Source organism: Desulfuromusa ferrireducens (assembly GCF_055389805.1).
Genome location: NZ_AP042415.1, coordinates 438,179 through 453,449 on the forward strand (window position 1 = coordinate 438,179; position 15,271 = coordinate 453,449).

General features: G+C 50.8%; 10 protein-coding genes. 1 reads left to right on the forward strand and 9 read right to left on the reverse strand.

What is annotated here, in order from left to right:
* Positions 1-205 precede the first annotated feature (205 nt).
* Positions 206-2,371, forward strand: a complete 2,166-nt coding sequence (locus ACZ5PT_RS01970) for a carboxypeptidase regulatory-like domain-containing protein (RefSeq protein WP_464265133.1) — start codon at positions 206-208, stop codon at positions 2,369-2,371.
* Between the two features lie 345 nt (positions 2,372-2,716).
* Here the strand turns inward: ACZ5PT_RS01970 and ACZ5PT_RS01975 are convergent, their stop codons facing one another.
* From ACZ5PT_RS01975 to ACZ5PT_RS02015, 9 genes are all read right to left on the reverse strand, one after another.
* The gene (locus ACZ5PT_RS01975) at positions 2,717-3,505 is read right to left on the reverse strand and encodes a serine/threonine protein kinase (protein ID WP_464265134.1); all 789 of its coding nucleotides are present in this window, start codon (positions 3,503-3,505) and stop codon (positions 2,717-2,719) included.
* A gap of 423 nt (positions 3,506-3,928) precedes the next feature.
* A complete protein-coding gene (locus ACZ5PT_RS01980) occupies positions 3,929-4,918 on the reverse strand; it encodes an IS1595 family transposase (protein ID WP_464265135.1) in 990 nt (329 codons plus the stop codon).
* 473 nt (positions 4,919-5,391) lie between these two features.
* On the reverse strand, positions 5,392-6,000 hold the full coding sequence (locus ACZ5PT_RS01985) for a hypothetical protein (protein WP_464265136.1): 609 nt from the start codon (positions 5,998-6,000) through the stop codon (positions 5,392-5,394).
* Positions 5,984-7,606 (reverse strand): HD domain-containing phosphohydrolase, encoded by a 1,623-nt coding sequence (locus ACZ5PT_RS01990; RefSeq protein ID WP_464265137.1) that lies wholly within the window; start codon positions 7,604-7,606, stop codon positions 5,984-5,986. The genes ACZ5PT_RS01985 and ACZ5PT_RS01990 overlap by 17 nt, the downstream gene beginning before the upstream one ends.
* Positions 7,607-8,248: 642 nt before the next feature.
* Positions 8,249-9,553 (reverse strand): amidohydrolase, encoded by a 1,305-nt coding sequence (locus ACZ5PT_RS01995; protein ID WP_464265138.1) that lies wholly within the window; start codon positions 9,551-9,553, stop codon positions 8,249-8,251.
* 4 nt (positions 9,554-9,557) lie between these two features.
* The gene (locus ACZ5PT_RS02000) at positions 9,558-10,793 is read right to left on the reverse strand and encodes a M20 family metallo-hydrolase (RefSeq protein WP_464265139.1); all 1,236 of its coding nucleotides are present in this window, start codon (positions 10,791-10,793) and stop codon (positions 9,558-9,560) included.
* 13 nt (positions 10,794-10,806) lie between these two features.
* Complete coding sequence (gene dcuC / locus ACZ5PT_RS02005; protein ID WP_464265140.1) at positions 10,807-12,057, reverse strand: C4-dicarboxylate transporter DcuC; 1,251 nt, start codon at positions 12,055-12,057, stop codon at positions 10,807-10,809.
* Positions 12,058-12,085: 28 nt separating this feature from the next.
* Positions 12,086-13,495 carry an aspartate ammonia-lyase gene (aspA, locus tag ACZ5PT_RS02010; protein WP_464265141.1) on the reverse strand — a complete coding sequence of 470 codons (1,410 nt, stop codon included), beginning with the start codon at positions 13,493-13,495 and terminating at the stop codon, positions 12,086-12,088.
* Between the two features lie 357 nt (positions 13,496-13,852).
* Positions 13,853-15,271 (reverse strand): sigma-54-dependent transcriptional regulator, encoded by a 1,419-nt coding sequence (locus ACZ5PT_RS02015; protein WP_464265142.1) that lies wholly within the window; start codon positions 15,269-15,271, stop codon positions 13,853-13,855.

Sequence of the window (15,271 nt, forward strand, 5' to 3'; positions counted from 1 at the left end):
AGATGAATATTACTCGTTTTCCAAAGTAAACTATTTCGCCTATAAATAAAAGTACATTCTCTAATGTTATTAAAAGCGTACTTATCTGAAATGTATGCAGAAAACCAAAACAGTAGTTTCCGTTAATTAAAGATAGACGGCTTATTTCGGTCGCCAGGATCATTGGTCTTGACGTGACATAATCTCAACCGCCAAGGAGTTAAAAATGAAGAAGTGGTTTTATGCGGTATTGTGCACTCTGACATTGATGGCTATTCAATGTTCAGTTGTTGGCGCGGCAACGCTTTCGGGTAAGGTTCTGGATGTCAATGGGAAAGGCGTATCCGGGGCAACCGTTAGCGTCGAAGGTCAAAGCCAGAAAGCAACAACTTCAAAAAAAGGCGAGTTCAAAATCAAAAAAGTCTCGGCGGGTAATGTTTATCTGCAGGCCGCTGCGCCTTCAGACGCCTACCTAGATAGCGAAACCTTGAAATCGATCAAGGTGGACAAAGATGCAAAAATAAAAAATATTCAAATCACCCTGTCTGGCCGGCCAAGCAACAAAGCAGAGTATGTCGGTATGGATACCTGCAAGTCCTGTCACGCTGATCAATGGCCGGAAATCTTTAAAGCATTTGATGGTAGCCCAAATGCGAGTATTCATTCGCGGATGGTCATCGAAGGTACCAGCCGGATGATCCACCCTGAACTCTGGCCGAAACCAGGCCAGAAATACCTGCCTCTCGATCCAAAAGGCAAGCTGTTGATGGTTCAGGATCCTGCGGACGGTCACGGTCTGGTCAATCTCGCACTCTGTACCGAAGACGGTAAAGACGGTATTGATTATCTGTTCAAGTTCTACCCTGACAATCATGATAAATCCCTCAAAGAAAGCCAGTTGGACTGTTCCCGAAAAACTGAAAATGCGGTTTGGATTCCAGTTGGTGGCACTATTGGCGGTCAAGGCAAATGGGGCGAAGGCTATACCGACCCCAAGCACGTAAAAACTGATCGCTATCATGACTTCGGTGAAGGGAAGCAGCGCTACCTTGCACGAGTTCAGGATGTTCCCTACCTGAAGCAATGGATGGAAGATCATGGCGTTCCGGTTGAGAAAGCCAAGCAGGATTATGTTGCCTACATGCCAGTTTATATTATGCAGGATGGCACCCCGCTCGGTGACGAAGCCTTGGCAAAAGGCGACTATGGTACTCCCAAGTTCTGGCAGAAAGGACCTTCTCACTGGTGTCCGCCAGAGAATACTCTTTCACGGGGTTGTGCCGGCTGTCATGCGACAGGCACAGTGATCGAGACTAAAAATTTCAAAGATGAGCCAAAGCACCCGCGCAAATCTGTGGTCACAGCTTTTGAATACAAAGATTTGAACATTACTTGCGAACGCTGCCACGGACCGGGGTCTGAACATGCTGTAGAGGGAAATAAAAGCAAGTTGATCTCTCCGCAATTCCTGACGGCAAAAGCTAGTAACGAGACCTGCGCCCAGTGCCACGGTTCTCACTCAGGTAAGAGCGAATTCCCTATGGGAGTGCACAAGTACCCGTACAATGCTAAAAACAAAGACTCTCTTGGTAATGGCTACTTCGTTCCTGGCGTTTATGAAATGAAGGATTATTACTTCAATTTCGACAAGCCGAGCGTCAACAACAAGTGGAAGGAAGGGACCTACAACACTTGGCCTGACCAGATTCACGCCCGTGCACACTCAATGCAGAATTCTGAACTCAACCGTTCAGTTCATGCTAACAACGCACTGCAAAAAGTGACCTGCTTTGATTGTCACGACTCCCATTCACTTGATGGCGGCCCAGCCTCTATTAAAGTTGCCGATTATGATTTTACAAACGCAGCTTACAGAAATAATACCCTCTGCCTGACTTGCCATGCCGGCATGGGAGCATTTGCTGACATCGCAATTGATGATGTTGCCGCTCTGCAAGTAGATGCTGGTTTCAAAGTTGCAAAAGCTGGTAAAGGTGTTGCCGCGGATGCCACTACCGCCATCATGGCAAAAGGTCGCGTAGCAAAATCTGTCGCTAAGCACATGCAGGCAAAAGCCGCGATGGGTGGCGCCCTGTACACTCCTGAAGACCGTAACATGCCAGTGGGTAGTTGTACCTCTTGCCACATGGCCAAGATCGGGAAACTGTTCGACCTCAACGATGATCCGCAGTATCACCTGAAGCTTGACAAACAAGGAAAGATTGCTGTCGCTGAAGGTAATTCTGGCAATCATGTATTTGATATTGTGTGGCCTGGGCAGAGTTCAATCCTCAAAAACCCGGACCAATCCAAGGCGCATGATTATGACATCATGCCGAACTCCTGTAGCAATTGTCATGCATTCGCCAGAATGAGCGGTGATGCCGATTAAATAAGAAGGTAAAGCTAGGGGGGATTAATTTGATCCCCCCTAGTTCGTTGCGGGTTGGGGCTTTATTGCAAGTAGCTCGACAATGTAATAATGCCTGAGCAAGGATAAATCGTACAGATTTGCTTTGTCAAAAGTTGGGATTTCACTTTTGGAACGAATATCGAATTGCCCAGCCTTCTTTTGCAAAACTAGCAACAAAATAAATCCCCGGCCATAGCTGATGTTTCTTCATCTCTACGGTGGGTGTCATAAGTTGCACTGCATTGTTTTATGAGCCAGAAATCGGGATGATCGAACTGGTCTAAAAAGTCACCACCTCCAGTAATGACCGTCTGATAAGACACCCTATCCCATTCTCAAGATATCCTGCTCATCCAGACTGAGGGCATGCAATAATGCCTGAAAGTTGCAACGGTCTGGTTGTTTTTTGTAATCTCGCAGCAATGGCAACAAGGCGTCACGCTCGGGCAGGAGCAGAACTCTGCGAATGTCTTGCGCTAAGCGGGTCCCCCAAAACAACCCGGAGACCAGCGAGGTAACATTGTGAGGGTTACGGTTGGTGCTGCTATGGCTGAAGTCGATTAGAGTCAACCGCTCACCGTCAATAAAAGCATGCTCGGCGGCACAGCGCAGGGCACCGTGGTCAATCCCCCCTGCGTCGAGATAGAATCCCTGCCAGAGTAAGCGCTGGAGCACGCTGCGTAATTCAGGTGCGTCTTCTGGGCTCAAATGCTGCAACCAGAGCCCCAAAGGCTGACCGCTCAAACGCTCCATTACCAGAAGATCGCCTTGTTGACAGTGAAGCTGTGGCCCTATGTTGAGAAGATTCACCTGCCGCAGTATGCGCGCCTCCTCATTCAGATTGGCCTGCTGACAGCTGTGGCGGCGCAGCTTGATCGCTACCGCTCGCCCGTGCCAAATTCCGGCAATAACCAGCCCGCAATAACCGACTCCCAGCAGGGGTAACCCGACCAGCCGTACCGGTCCTGCAGCCAGTAAGCATTCGACCCCTAGTTGCTGTAGTTGCTGCCGGTAATACGCTTGCTGCTCAGGATTATTGTCGGGATAACTGAGCAAGCGCTGGTACGGGTGCATAGTCGTGATCGGGATATATTCTTCAGTCATATTATTCATATTAGGTATGCGAGTGTGGATATCTGGACAAAGGGGACCGATCTAATCTGGGTCGAGCGTGAATAGCCATTCTCCACGAGGGTGAATGCCCTCCCCTCACCTTGCTGTTGATCGGCATTCCAATTTGACCCACCATCGGCATCCCGGGTCCGAAAAGAAAATGCGGTTTAACTCTTGGTCTGTTCAGCAAAAACCATAAAAGGCGAGGGTCAACCTTCAACGCCGATTTCATCGCTAGGCGGGTCAAATTTGCTTGCTGATTGACATAGGAACTCCGAGAAATGAGTACAAAGCGTACTTCTGCCTGGCTCCAGGTTCTGGACCCGGAACTCTCAGCGCATCGGCAAGTGATGCTATTTGTTGTTTTCCCTTCGCCATATTCCCAACCGGACAGCAAATGTTTATAGCTATAAATTCCCGGTTCTATCCACAATACAAAGGCTGTGGCTGAGTAACGCCGCCCCAAATGGTTCTTCGTAGCTGGGTGCCGACAGCATGCTCAAGAAGGGCTTCAAACTGCTCCAGCACCGGTTTTGTTTGCATCACGATCTTTGACAATCCGTTTCGCTTCTTTTCCACGGGAACCCGATTGTTCCAGCGGAAGGCGACTTCGCTGAGATAGCGCGGTATGTGCTGGCGACTGACATAATGAAAGACGCCTTGCTTCGCTCTTTCCAGAATCGCATTGAAGGATTCTGCCGTGTTGACATGAGCTTCTCCGCGAGCGTATTCCCTGATGCCATGATTGACGCTTTCATGATCGGAAAACTCCTTCCCGAGCACCATGTAGGCATGCAATTGGTCCGTCATGACCCGCGCAGCAGGTGAAACGACCTGCTTGACGTGTGGTGCCAGAGCCGCGTAGCTATCGCCATGGATCACCCCGACTCGAACCGGGCCTTTTCGGCTGACCGCCACATGAACACAGGTTTTCTTGGTTCCTTTGCCCCTGGGGTGTTTCACGCCGTGTCGAAATCTCGGCTTGCCGCCAAGATACTTTTCGTCCAACTCTACGATGCCGGACAACAACCCGATGGCGTCAGCATGGACAGCCATCATGGTTCGAATCGCATGACCGACCTTCCATGCGGTTTTCTGATTGACGCCGAGCCACTTGCCTAAAAAGACCGATGAAATTCCTTTACTGGAGTTGATGATGAAATACATCGCCAGCAGCCAGGTTTGAAGCGGTAGTTTGGTGCTGTGCAAGGGCGCCTTTGTCGTTACAGTGAACTGCCCTGCGCACCCGCTGCACTCGTAAAGGCCTGGGCGGGCCGAGTCACTTTTGAGCAGCCAAGATTTCAAGCATCCACAGTGCGGACAAACCCGACCCGAGGGCCAAATCACCTTTTCCAGATATTTTCGACAAGCACCTTCATCTGGAAACATGTTGCGAAACTGATTAAGTGTCATGGGCATACCTCCTTGTGGAGCTATGTTCCATCACAATAATGTCAACCTATGTCACATCCACCTTTGTTTGGTGGATAGGACCGTAGATATATGGGGAAAACATTGTTAGCTGAAAACAACAACGAGTGACATAGAACCTTATGTAACCAGCTACAAGGAAGGGTGAAAAACGTCGACAAAGTAAAGATACCGGCACTGGATGCCACCCCACTTTTACAAGCCGAATCTGTCCGGTTAATCCCTAGGACATACCGGATCCCATTATCGGTCAACATATAATAATGCCTCAGCCCGCATAAGCAGGCTGAGGCATATTTTGTTCTGGAAATGGTGATTTATAGTATGTCCCGAATGGCCGTACCGAGGCATGAAATTAGAGAGATACCACATCGGAACCAATATTGTGCTGCAACCCCTTACGCTAGTGCCATTCCACACTGTCCCCGGAACTTCTTCAGGGCAAGGATGGCGGTTTATTCCTTCTGCTCCAGCGTTTTGAGATTGGTCAACTGCAGGCTGGCCGTATGGATCGCCTTTTGTGACGCTTCATGCTGCGGTTGAAACGTGAGGATTTTCCCCCAGATACCAATGGCGGTTTCGAGGTTTCCGGCCCGATAGGCAAGCAGACCGTCTTCCATCAACTGGTCGGCGCAGTTATCGATTTTGGCCTTGATGTTTGCCGCAGAAAGGGGAGCTTTGCTTGCCAGGTCTGCCTCTTGGGGAATGCACTCCAGGGCTGCCTGGAAGTTACTAGCGGCTTCATCAAGGACACCTTCGGCCATCAGCTCTTCCGCCCGCTGAAGAACACCTTGCAGTGCCTGGAGGTATTCGCTGCTCAAAGAGCTTTCAGCTTGTCCATTTTCGACCCGCTGGTGAATCGTTGAGAGAGCCGAGAAGTAGTTCTGCTGTTCCAGCAGCAGGGCGACTTCGTTTTTGTTGGTGATTTTGAAGGCTTCGTCAATCGTCGTGGTCTCTTTACTGACCGCTTCGACGGGCGCGACACTTTGACGGTGAACACTACAGGCGGTGAGGAAAACCAGCAGTAATGTCACCCCAAAAGCATAATTAAAGCGACTTTTCATCCCCCCCCCCAGATAACGACAGATCTTGTTCATATTTATAGTCCACCAGGGCTAGCAGAAACATGTCTACCAGGTGTGGAGCAAACTGGGTCCCTCTGTATCTGCCTATTTCTACCATAGCGGCCTCTTGTGTACAGCCTTTTCGATAGGGCCGTGAGGTGGTCATGGCGTCGAAACTATCGGTGATGGAGACAACCTGGGCAAAGAGGTGAATTTCTTCGGCCTTCAGGGCATTGGGATAACCTCGGCCATTGTACCATTCATGGTGATGCAGGACCACGGGAACGTACTTGTGTAGCGAATCCGCCAGACTGAGGATCTCGGCGCCCTGCACAGGGTGCTTTTTGATGACCGCCATTTCATGCTCATCGAGCGGGGACTGTTTGTTGAGAATCTGGTCCGGTACGTGAATTTTGCCGATATCGTGGAGAAAACAGGCCATTTCAAGGTCTTTGAGCTGGCTTTCGTCAAAGCCAAGTTTACAGCCGAGCAGCCGCGAAAGGCTAGCGACCCGGGATGAATGGCCGAAGGTGTAATTGTCGCGGGCATCAAGGGCCGCAGCCAGGACGCGGACGGTGGCAATGAACGATTCTTCAAGGTCTTTGGCTGACCCTTCAAGACGTTCCTTCTGCTTTTTGATGACCTTGGACATTTCGTTGAAGTTCCGGGTCAGTTGGCTCAGCTCGTCCCTGGAGGTGACAGCGATTTCGACCTGGTAGTCGCCGGACTTGATTCGGGAGACCCCTGTTGCCAAGCGTTTGATCGGATTGGTAATGAAGTTGGAAAGGATACAGATACCGACCAGGCCAACCCCCATGGCCAGGATCGAGATGACGAGGATTTTATTGTGAGCCAATTTTTTCGAAGCCACTAGGTTTTCGGCAGCAATGCCCAAAAGGACTGAACCGACCCGGTTGCTGCTGAAGAAAATCGGCACCTGGAATTCATAGCAGGAACGCCCTTCGTGAGTGATCAGTCTGACCGTATAAGTCTCCCCCTTTTCAATCAGGGAACCATCAGCCCTGTCGACCGTGGTGCCGGTCGCTGCCAGCCGGCTGTGAGCAAGGGCACCATCTTTTTCGTCGAGAATAGCCAGAAAGAGAATGTCATTCTGGGAGCTTTCGATCTGGGCGGCAAGGTTGTCGAGGGCTAGTCGATCGTCGGCAAGAATGCTGTACCCGGCGGGAGTCGCAGTACTCAGACCGATGGACGTGCCCCGTTTGATCAGGGATTGCAGCAGCACCCTGTCCATGATATCGACAATCACCAGGGACGAACCAGTGGTGATCAGGGCCAGTAAACCCAGGGTCACCAAGGAGATCTTGAGCCGGATGCTCAGGCTCAGGCCCAGTGGCCATCGTCGCTGAGGAGGTGTTGCCTGTTCCCCGGGGATTTCGGTGCTCTGCGGGGCAGGAACACTCCTTAGGGATTTTTTCGGATATTTTTCATTTTTCTCGGTCATAAAGTCATAATGCGCCCGAGGATACTCCAGCAGACTCACCACTACCGGCACTACCACCACTACCACTGCGGCACGTAGGTTGTTGGTAGTGCCGGTTAGCGGTTGAGGAAGGTGCGGATTCAGACGCTGAACGTAACATGCCATATCTGCGTAACAATTTCTACAACATCAAGCCTAATGAAATCAAACACATCGTAGTTAAAATCCCGAATTATGAGAATGCCACTGTTGCCGGCAGCGATCAAAATATTGAGTTCTGCGGCTCCAGGTTTGCCAGAGAAAACTCCGTTGATGGTTGCACTTAAACCAATCCCCAACACCCCTTGAAGTTTAGAGTATAATTACAGTGGTTCTTTTCAAGGAGGTATCGCTATGACTATTTGGACAAGTTTCCAGAGAAAGATCGCAAAGCAAGATTCCAGCGAAGTTGGCTTGAAACTCACCTTGCTAGCTGACGTTTTGTCGTCAGGCTCAGGTTCTCTGCAACACCAACACATGCCTTTCTTGCCTCAGCAACCTATCGATTCTAGACAGACCCTGTATGGTGGAGAGAGGTTTGATTCGTGACCAAATCCACCCACCCGTTAAACTCCGCTGAAAGTGTTCGATTAATAGCGCATTGCAGTAAAAACTGTCCGATTTATGCAGCAAAGCAAGAATGGCCCATGATCTGGTAATCATGGGCCATTCGCGTGTTTAAAGAGGTGAGTAATGAAACAAACTGAACATTAGATTTATCTTTTCGCTCGGTCTAGTTAGATCTCATAGCATAATAGAAAACAAATCCTAGGAAAGTAAATCGAGGGCACAATTAACGACCAACTCGACGCCAGGTACGAGACATTTCTCGTCAAAGTCAAAATAGAAATCATGGTGCCCCGCAGCCAGGTCGCTGCCAATCATGAAGTATGTCCCTAGACCACCTTGCTCCTGAACCACTGTCATCATATGCGAGTAGTCCTCACTGCCGCGCATCTCTGCTTTTTCGATGATCTCCTCTGGATTGAAGAAATCGATCTGCTGGGCAACTTTTTTCACGCGTTCCATCAACTCGGGACTGCTCTCGCCACTCTTGGTTTTCCCCATCAGCTGGATATCATAATTGACACCATACATCTGCGCCGCCCCGGAAATGACCTGCTTGGCGCTGGCAAACATAAAATCGTCAATCTCAGAGGTTTCACCACGCGATTCAGCTTTGAGCAGTGCGTTCGGCGGGATGACGTTGCGGCCTTGTCCCGCCTGAATGGTACCGACGGTCATCCGCGAGGCGCCCTGTCCGTGCCGGGTGATGGCGTGCAGGTTGAGTGCGGCACAGGAAGCGGCCAACAGAGCGTTGCGACCTTCTTGTGGAGCACCGCCGGCATGAGCGGGAACCCCGGTGAAGGTCACATCGAACTTGGTGGTCGCAAGAAACTTATCGGTGCTGCAGATAAACTGACCGGTTTTGGTAGCCTGAAAGCCGATGTGTCCGCCGAGGATGTAATCCACCCCTTCCAGAACCCCGGCGTCAACCATCGGGCCCGCGCCGCGGACCCCTTCTTCGCCCGGTTGGAAAATCAACCGGATAGTCCCGTTCAGCTGATCTCTCAGTTCGCTGAGGATTTCAGCCACACCCAAGCCGATTGTGACATGACCATCGTGGCCGCAGGCGTGCATTACCTGCGGATTGATTGAACTGAAATCTTCTCGGAACGGCAGATGCTTCTCGTCCTGCGCTTCGCTGATGTCGTTGGCATCGATATCGAAGCGCATTGCCAGCAGCGGGCCATCTCCACACTTGAGTTCAGCGACGACCCCGGTCAAACCGCCTGCCATCTGTTGGACCAAGGTGGGGTCGGCGCCCTGAGTTATAGCCCGCTCCATCTGGGCTTGCAACTCCTGTTCGGGCGGAACCCCCATCATGCTGGCGCGACAGATAACCTGCTCTCCCAGTTTCACTTCGTAACCGAGATCCAAAAGGGCGGAAGCAATAATCGATGTGGTCCGAAACTCAGTCCAGCCCGATTCAGGATGACGGTGCAAGTCGCGGCGACAAGCAATCAGCTTGTCAGCGCGTTCGGTTGCCAGTTGTTTTACTTTTTTCTGCATCGATTCACTCTTTCGCTAGTTGAAGAGTTGCTTGCAATAGCACATTGGTCCCAGCACAGATGTCTTCCATGGTGCTGAACTCGGCAATGTTGTGGCTGACACCGCCGACACTCGGGATGAAAATCATCCCGGTATCGGTTATACGCGCCATATTCATCGCATCGTGTCCGGCACCGCTCGGCATCATCAGGCTAGGCAATTCAGCCTTTTCCGCTGCCGCTTTCAGGGTCTTGATGACCTTGTCGGACAGGGCGACCGGTTCGTCATTACAGAGCTGTTGATAGGAGATTTTCAGCCCCCGGCGCTCAGCAATTTCGTTCATCAGGGCAATCACCGCTTTTACTGCCTGATCTTTATCTGCCATGCTGACATCGCGAATGTCGATTCCAAGCTCAACTTTCCCTGGCACGACGTTCATTGCACCGGGAGTGACATACAGATAGCCGACGGTGCCGACGGTTTTCTCGCCGGCTTCCTTGTCCGCAATCCGTTCAACCCCAAGAATCAGCTCGCTGGCCCCAGTCAGAGCATCCTTGCGCATCTCCATCGGTGTGTTGCCGGAATGATCAGCGCGACCTTCAATACTGACCTTGAAGCGGGTCGGTGCCGCGATCGAGGTGACGATACCGACCGAGAGTCCCTTCGTTTCAAGAACCGGCCCCTGCTCGATATGCATTTCCAGAAAAGCATGGATTTGGCCTAGTGCTATCGTCGCAGTAGCAATCTGGTCAGCAGCATAACCGCACACCTTGAGCGCTTGGTAAAGAGATATGCCATCTTTGTCGACCAGTCTTTTTAAGGTGCCAAGTTCAAGTTTTCCAGCGAGGGCCTTACTGCCCATGGTTGCCATGCCGAAGCGACTCGATTCTTCAGCCGAAAAGTTGATCACTTCGATCGGCCGCTTGGTTTGCAAGTTGTTGTCATTTAAGGTACGGACCACTTCCAGCCCTGCCAGAACGCCAACAACACCGTCGTAGTTACCACCTTCTGGCACCGTATCGAGATGCGAACCGATCACCACCGGCGGAAGGTCGCTGACTCCTTTTCTGCGGCCACGTATGTTGCCAAAGGCGTCGATACTGACCTCTAGTCCGACCTCCTGCATCGCTTGCTGCAACCATTCCCGCGACGCCATATCCTCGCTGCTGAAAGCGACCCTGGTAAAACCACCATTTTCAAGTGGACCGAACTTTCCTACGGCGGAAAAATCATTTTCCAGACGTTGTTGTTGACACTTCATTTTTAATCGTTCCTTACATTATGAAAAAAGTGACGACAACCGCGACACACATCCCCAGGGCGTTACGTTTAGCAAGTTCCATCGGGTTGACTTTGGCAATTGAGGCACAAACAATGGCCGCTCCTGCCAGAGGAGACATGGTCCGTCCCAAGGCCCCGGCCAAGGCAGCAATGCTACCCATATTAACAACTTCCATACCAAACTGAGCGGCATGCGGAGTAACAGCTTCGTTAAATGCGAATGCGGCAGCATCCCCGGAACCGCTGATCAGGCCAAGGATAAAGGGACCGAAGGTGCCGCCCCATTTGGCGATGCTCGGGGTGGTGGTCAGCATGTCGATAAAGGCAGCGACCAAACCGATCGATTTCATCCCGCCGACGAAAACTGCTGCGGCAATGATAATGCCCATGATATTGCCATAGGCCGAGCCCATACCGTCAAAAAACTTAGTGGTTACCTGAGTCGGTGAGGTCCGGGTAAGAGCCAGGCCGAGCAGACAACCGATGATCATCGCCTGGGCAACGCCCATCTTCAGTACCGGGACTAAACCACTGGCACCAAGCACTAGGATTGTTACCGGAACCAGCGGAACGATGGCGAACAATGGGTTGGATTTTTCGATGGTATCATCCAGTTCCCCGTCTTGCGGGACATAACCTTTGTGCTCTTTCAGGTAAACAGCAACCGCGGTCAGGCAAAGCGCACCGATAACACCGGCGATGATATCCGCCTTGGCATGCGCAGCGATAACATTCATAACATCGACACCGGCAAGCTTGGCGATAAAAGGGTTATGCGAAAGACCTGGATTCATCATGCTACCAAAAGTTCCGGCTAAAACAGCTGTACCCGCCACTGCTGGGTGGATACCGGCAGAAATCAGCAGCGGGATAAAAATCGCGCCGACCGCTGCTGCGGTTCCCGCGGCACTCGGCAGCGCCATATTGATAGCGAAAGTCGCCAGGGTTGCGCCAGGAATAAGGACTAGGCGGATTTTCGACAGTCCCTTGGCGACCAAATGGATTAGGTGCTGGTCACACTTGGTTACCTTCATGACAAAGGCGAAACCCATAACCGAACAAATCGCCTGAATCAGGCTGCCGGTGGTCATCCGCTTAGCAAATCCGTCCAGCACTGCCAGTGGCTCTAAGGCGATACCGGCCATCAACAAACCTGCCGCGATCAGCACCATCCGGGTGTCATACTGCTTCACCAAAAAATAAATGGTGGCCAGTACGATGAGAACTCCCAATACAATGTTCATAATTCGACTCCTTAAGGAAAGACTGCTATCAAGCAGCGATAAATTTCGGATGCATCATGTTTTCCGCCGAGAGAATCTCATCGAGCTTCTCTTTGGAGAGCAGGTTTTTTTCTAGGATTAACTCATAGACGGAACGACCATTTTCCAGCGCTTCCTTCGCCACGGCTGACGCGTTTTCATAGCCGATGCAGGGATTTAATGCCGTGACGATGCCGATGCTATTGGTCACCGTTTGCAGGCAATGTTCCCGGTTGGCGGTAATGCCAACAATGCATTTTTCCGTCAGGGTCAGACAAGCACGATCAAGCAGGTGGATTGACTGGAACAGATTGTAGGCGATAACCGGCTCCATGACATTCAACTGCAGTTGCCCGTTTTCCGAGGCCATGGTGATGGTCAAATCGGCACCAGCAACCTGGTAAGCGATCTGGTTGACCACTTCCGGAATGACCGGGTTGACTTTACCGGGCATAATCGATGAACCGGGTTGCATTTTCGGCAGGTTGATTTCGTTTAAACCGGCCCTCGGGCCAGAAGAGAGCAACCGCAGGTCATTACAGATTTTCGATAATTTAATGGCAAAACGTTTCAAGGTTCCAGAAACCTGCATATAAGCACCGGTATCCCACGTCGCTTCCACCAGATTGGCCGAAGTTACCAGCGAAATACCGGTCAGGTTGCGCAGACATTGAGTCACTATCCGGGTGTAATCAGCAGGAGCATTCAACCCGGTGCCGATAGCTGTGGCACCAAGGTTGATTTCATGGACCAGATTTTGGGTTTCGAGCACCCGAGCGATGTCTTCACTAATGGTTGTCGCATAAGCCGAGAATTCCTGTCCCATGGTCATTGGCACCGCGTCTTGCAACTGGGTACGCCCCATTTTCAGGACATCAGCAAACTCAGTTCCTTTTTCGGCAAAAGCCTTTTGCACGACCAGCATGCTGTCGAGCAGCTTTTTTAATTCAAGGTGCAGAGCGATCCGGAAGGCCGTTGGATAGGCGTCGTTGGTCGATTGCGAACAGTTGACATGGTTGTTCGGATGACAATGACGGTAGTCGCCTTTTTCGTGACCGAGGATTTCCAGAGCTAAGTTGGCGATGACCTCGTTGGCGTTCATGTTCGTTGAGGTTCCGGCTCCACCCTGAAAAACATCGACAACAAATTGGTCATGATGCTGTCCACCGATCAACTGATCACAGGCCTGAGCAATTGCTTTGGCGGTTTTGGTATCCAACAAACCTAGTTCAAGATTGGTTAATGCAGCCGCTTTTTTCACATAGGCGAGGGCGATAACCATTGATGGCGTTGACGAAATGGGTGTCCCGGTTATGGCAAAATTTTCCTTGGCGCGTAGGGTCTGAACGCCGTAATAACAGTCGTTTGAAACTTTGCGCTCTCCGAGCAGGTCGTGTTCCAGTCTGTGCTCTTTAGCCATCTCTCTTGCTCCACATCCAAAGGTTGATAGGTTGTTTGTTGATCAGGTTTCAGCTTGAATCCGATCGGTTCTGCGGATGATATAAAGCAAGGGAAGTGCCAAAATGAAGACAATGCCGTAAGTGACTGATACGTCGGGGGTTACTACGGAATAAGGTCGGTTCCTGTTGAGTTAAAGTGGTATAACCAGTGGGGCGCAGAAACGAAGTTCCGCAGGATTTCTTCATTATTTCAAATAGTTAGTCATAATAGGCAGGTTATAGTGGATCAACAGGTTATAGGGGATTAAGAGCGAGTGGAAAATTCGGCCAGCACGGCAACCGATCGACAAACCAGCACCTCCAATAACTGAACAGGGCTAGTAAATAACCATTTTTTTTAGCCGTTTATTCAAGGCTGGTTGTGAAACCCCAAGCAATCTCGCCGCCAATGACTGATTCCCTTCGGCGCGCTTCATTGCTTCACGAACCAATAGGTCAGCGACCTCACTGAGTTGCGGTAACGGGGTGTCCGCCACAAAAACGCCTTCCATCGAAACTTCCTGAACACTGCTGCCGGTTTCGGGCACCTGCTTATCTATGGCGCGCTTGAATGCATCCATCGATAATATCTTACTCTTATGCATCCCCATCGCATCGAAAACCATCCCTTTTAATTCCCGCACGTTGCCTGGAAAGTTATAGGTGGCCAGTAGCACCGGCAGTTCTTTGGGAATAGCTGGCTTGTTCTTACCGAACTCAGTGGCAGCCTGTTTGAGAAAATGATGGAGCAGCAGTTCAATATCATCTTTACGCTCACGTAACGGCGGTACATGTACGTGATGCCCACAAAGGCGATAGTAGAGGTCTTTACGCATTTTCCCTTCAGCCTGACTGACTGCTAGGTCCTGATGGGTGGCAACGACGACTCGGGCATTGATCCTTTTAGGCAGATCACTACCCAGTGGGAAATACTCCCCTTCCTGGAGCAACCGTAGCAATTTGACCTGCGAGGCGATGCTGAGATCGCCGATTTCATCCAGAAATAAAGTACCGTTGCTGGCCTTTTCAACCATTCCGCTGCGAGTCTTGTCCGCTCCGGTAAAAGCCCCTTTGCCATGCCCGAACAGGGAGTCGGAAAAAACCGAATCATCGAGTCCGGCGACATTGACTGTCAGTAGCGGCCCTTTGCGGCCACTTAAGGCATGAATCGAATTGGCGATTAACTCCTTACCGACGCCACTCTCGCCAGTGATCAATACCGGTTGGGAACTGACTGAAATCGCCTCGATATACTGAAAGATCGAACTCATCGTCTGATCCTGAGTGACAATCTTGTTAAAAGCCTCTGGGCGATCGATTTTTCCGGCTAGAAAACGGCTGCGGATAGCGATATTTTCCCGTTCCAATCCAATGGTCTTAATCGCTCGCTGGATTCCTTTCAGGAGCCGTTCTTTTTCTCCCGTCTTAACATAAAAATCAAAGGCACCATTTTTCATGCAGTTAACGGCAATATCAATCTGATTCATCCCGCTGATGACAATCACTGTGACATCTGGATGCTCAGCGACGATCTGCGGCAGCAGTTCAACTCCAGAGATATGTGGCATGTTTATATCAAGCAAAACAAGACCGACATTTTCCGTTGCCAAAATATTCAATGCCTCGCGACTGTCCTGACAGCGGATGACATTGTCGATCCCACCATCCATCGACAGGGTCATAGCCATGGTGCGAAGCCAGGATTTTTCGTCATCGATCAGCAAAAGGCTGAAGGCAGGATAGAGTGATTCCGTCAT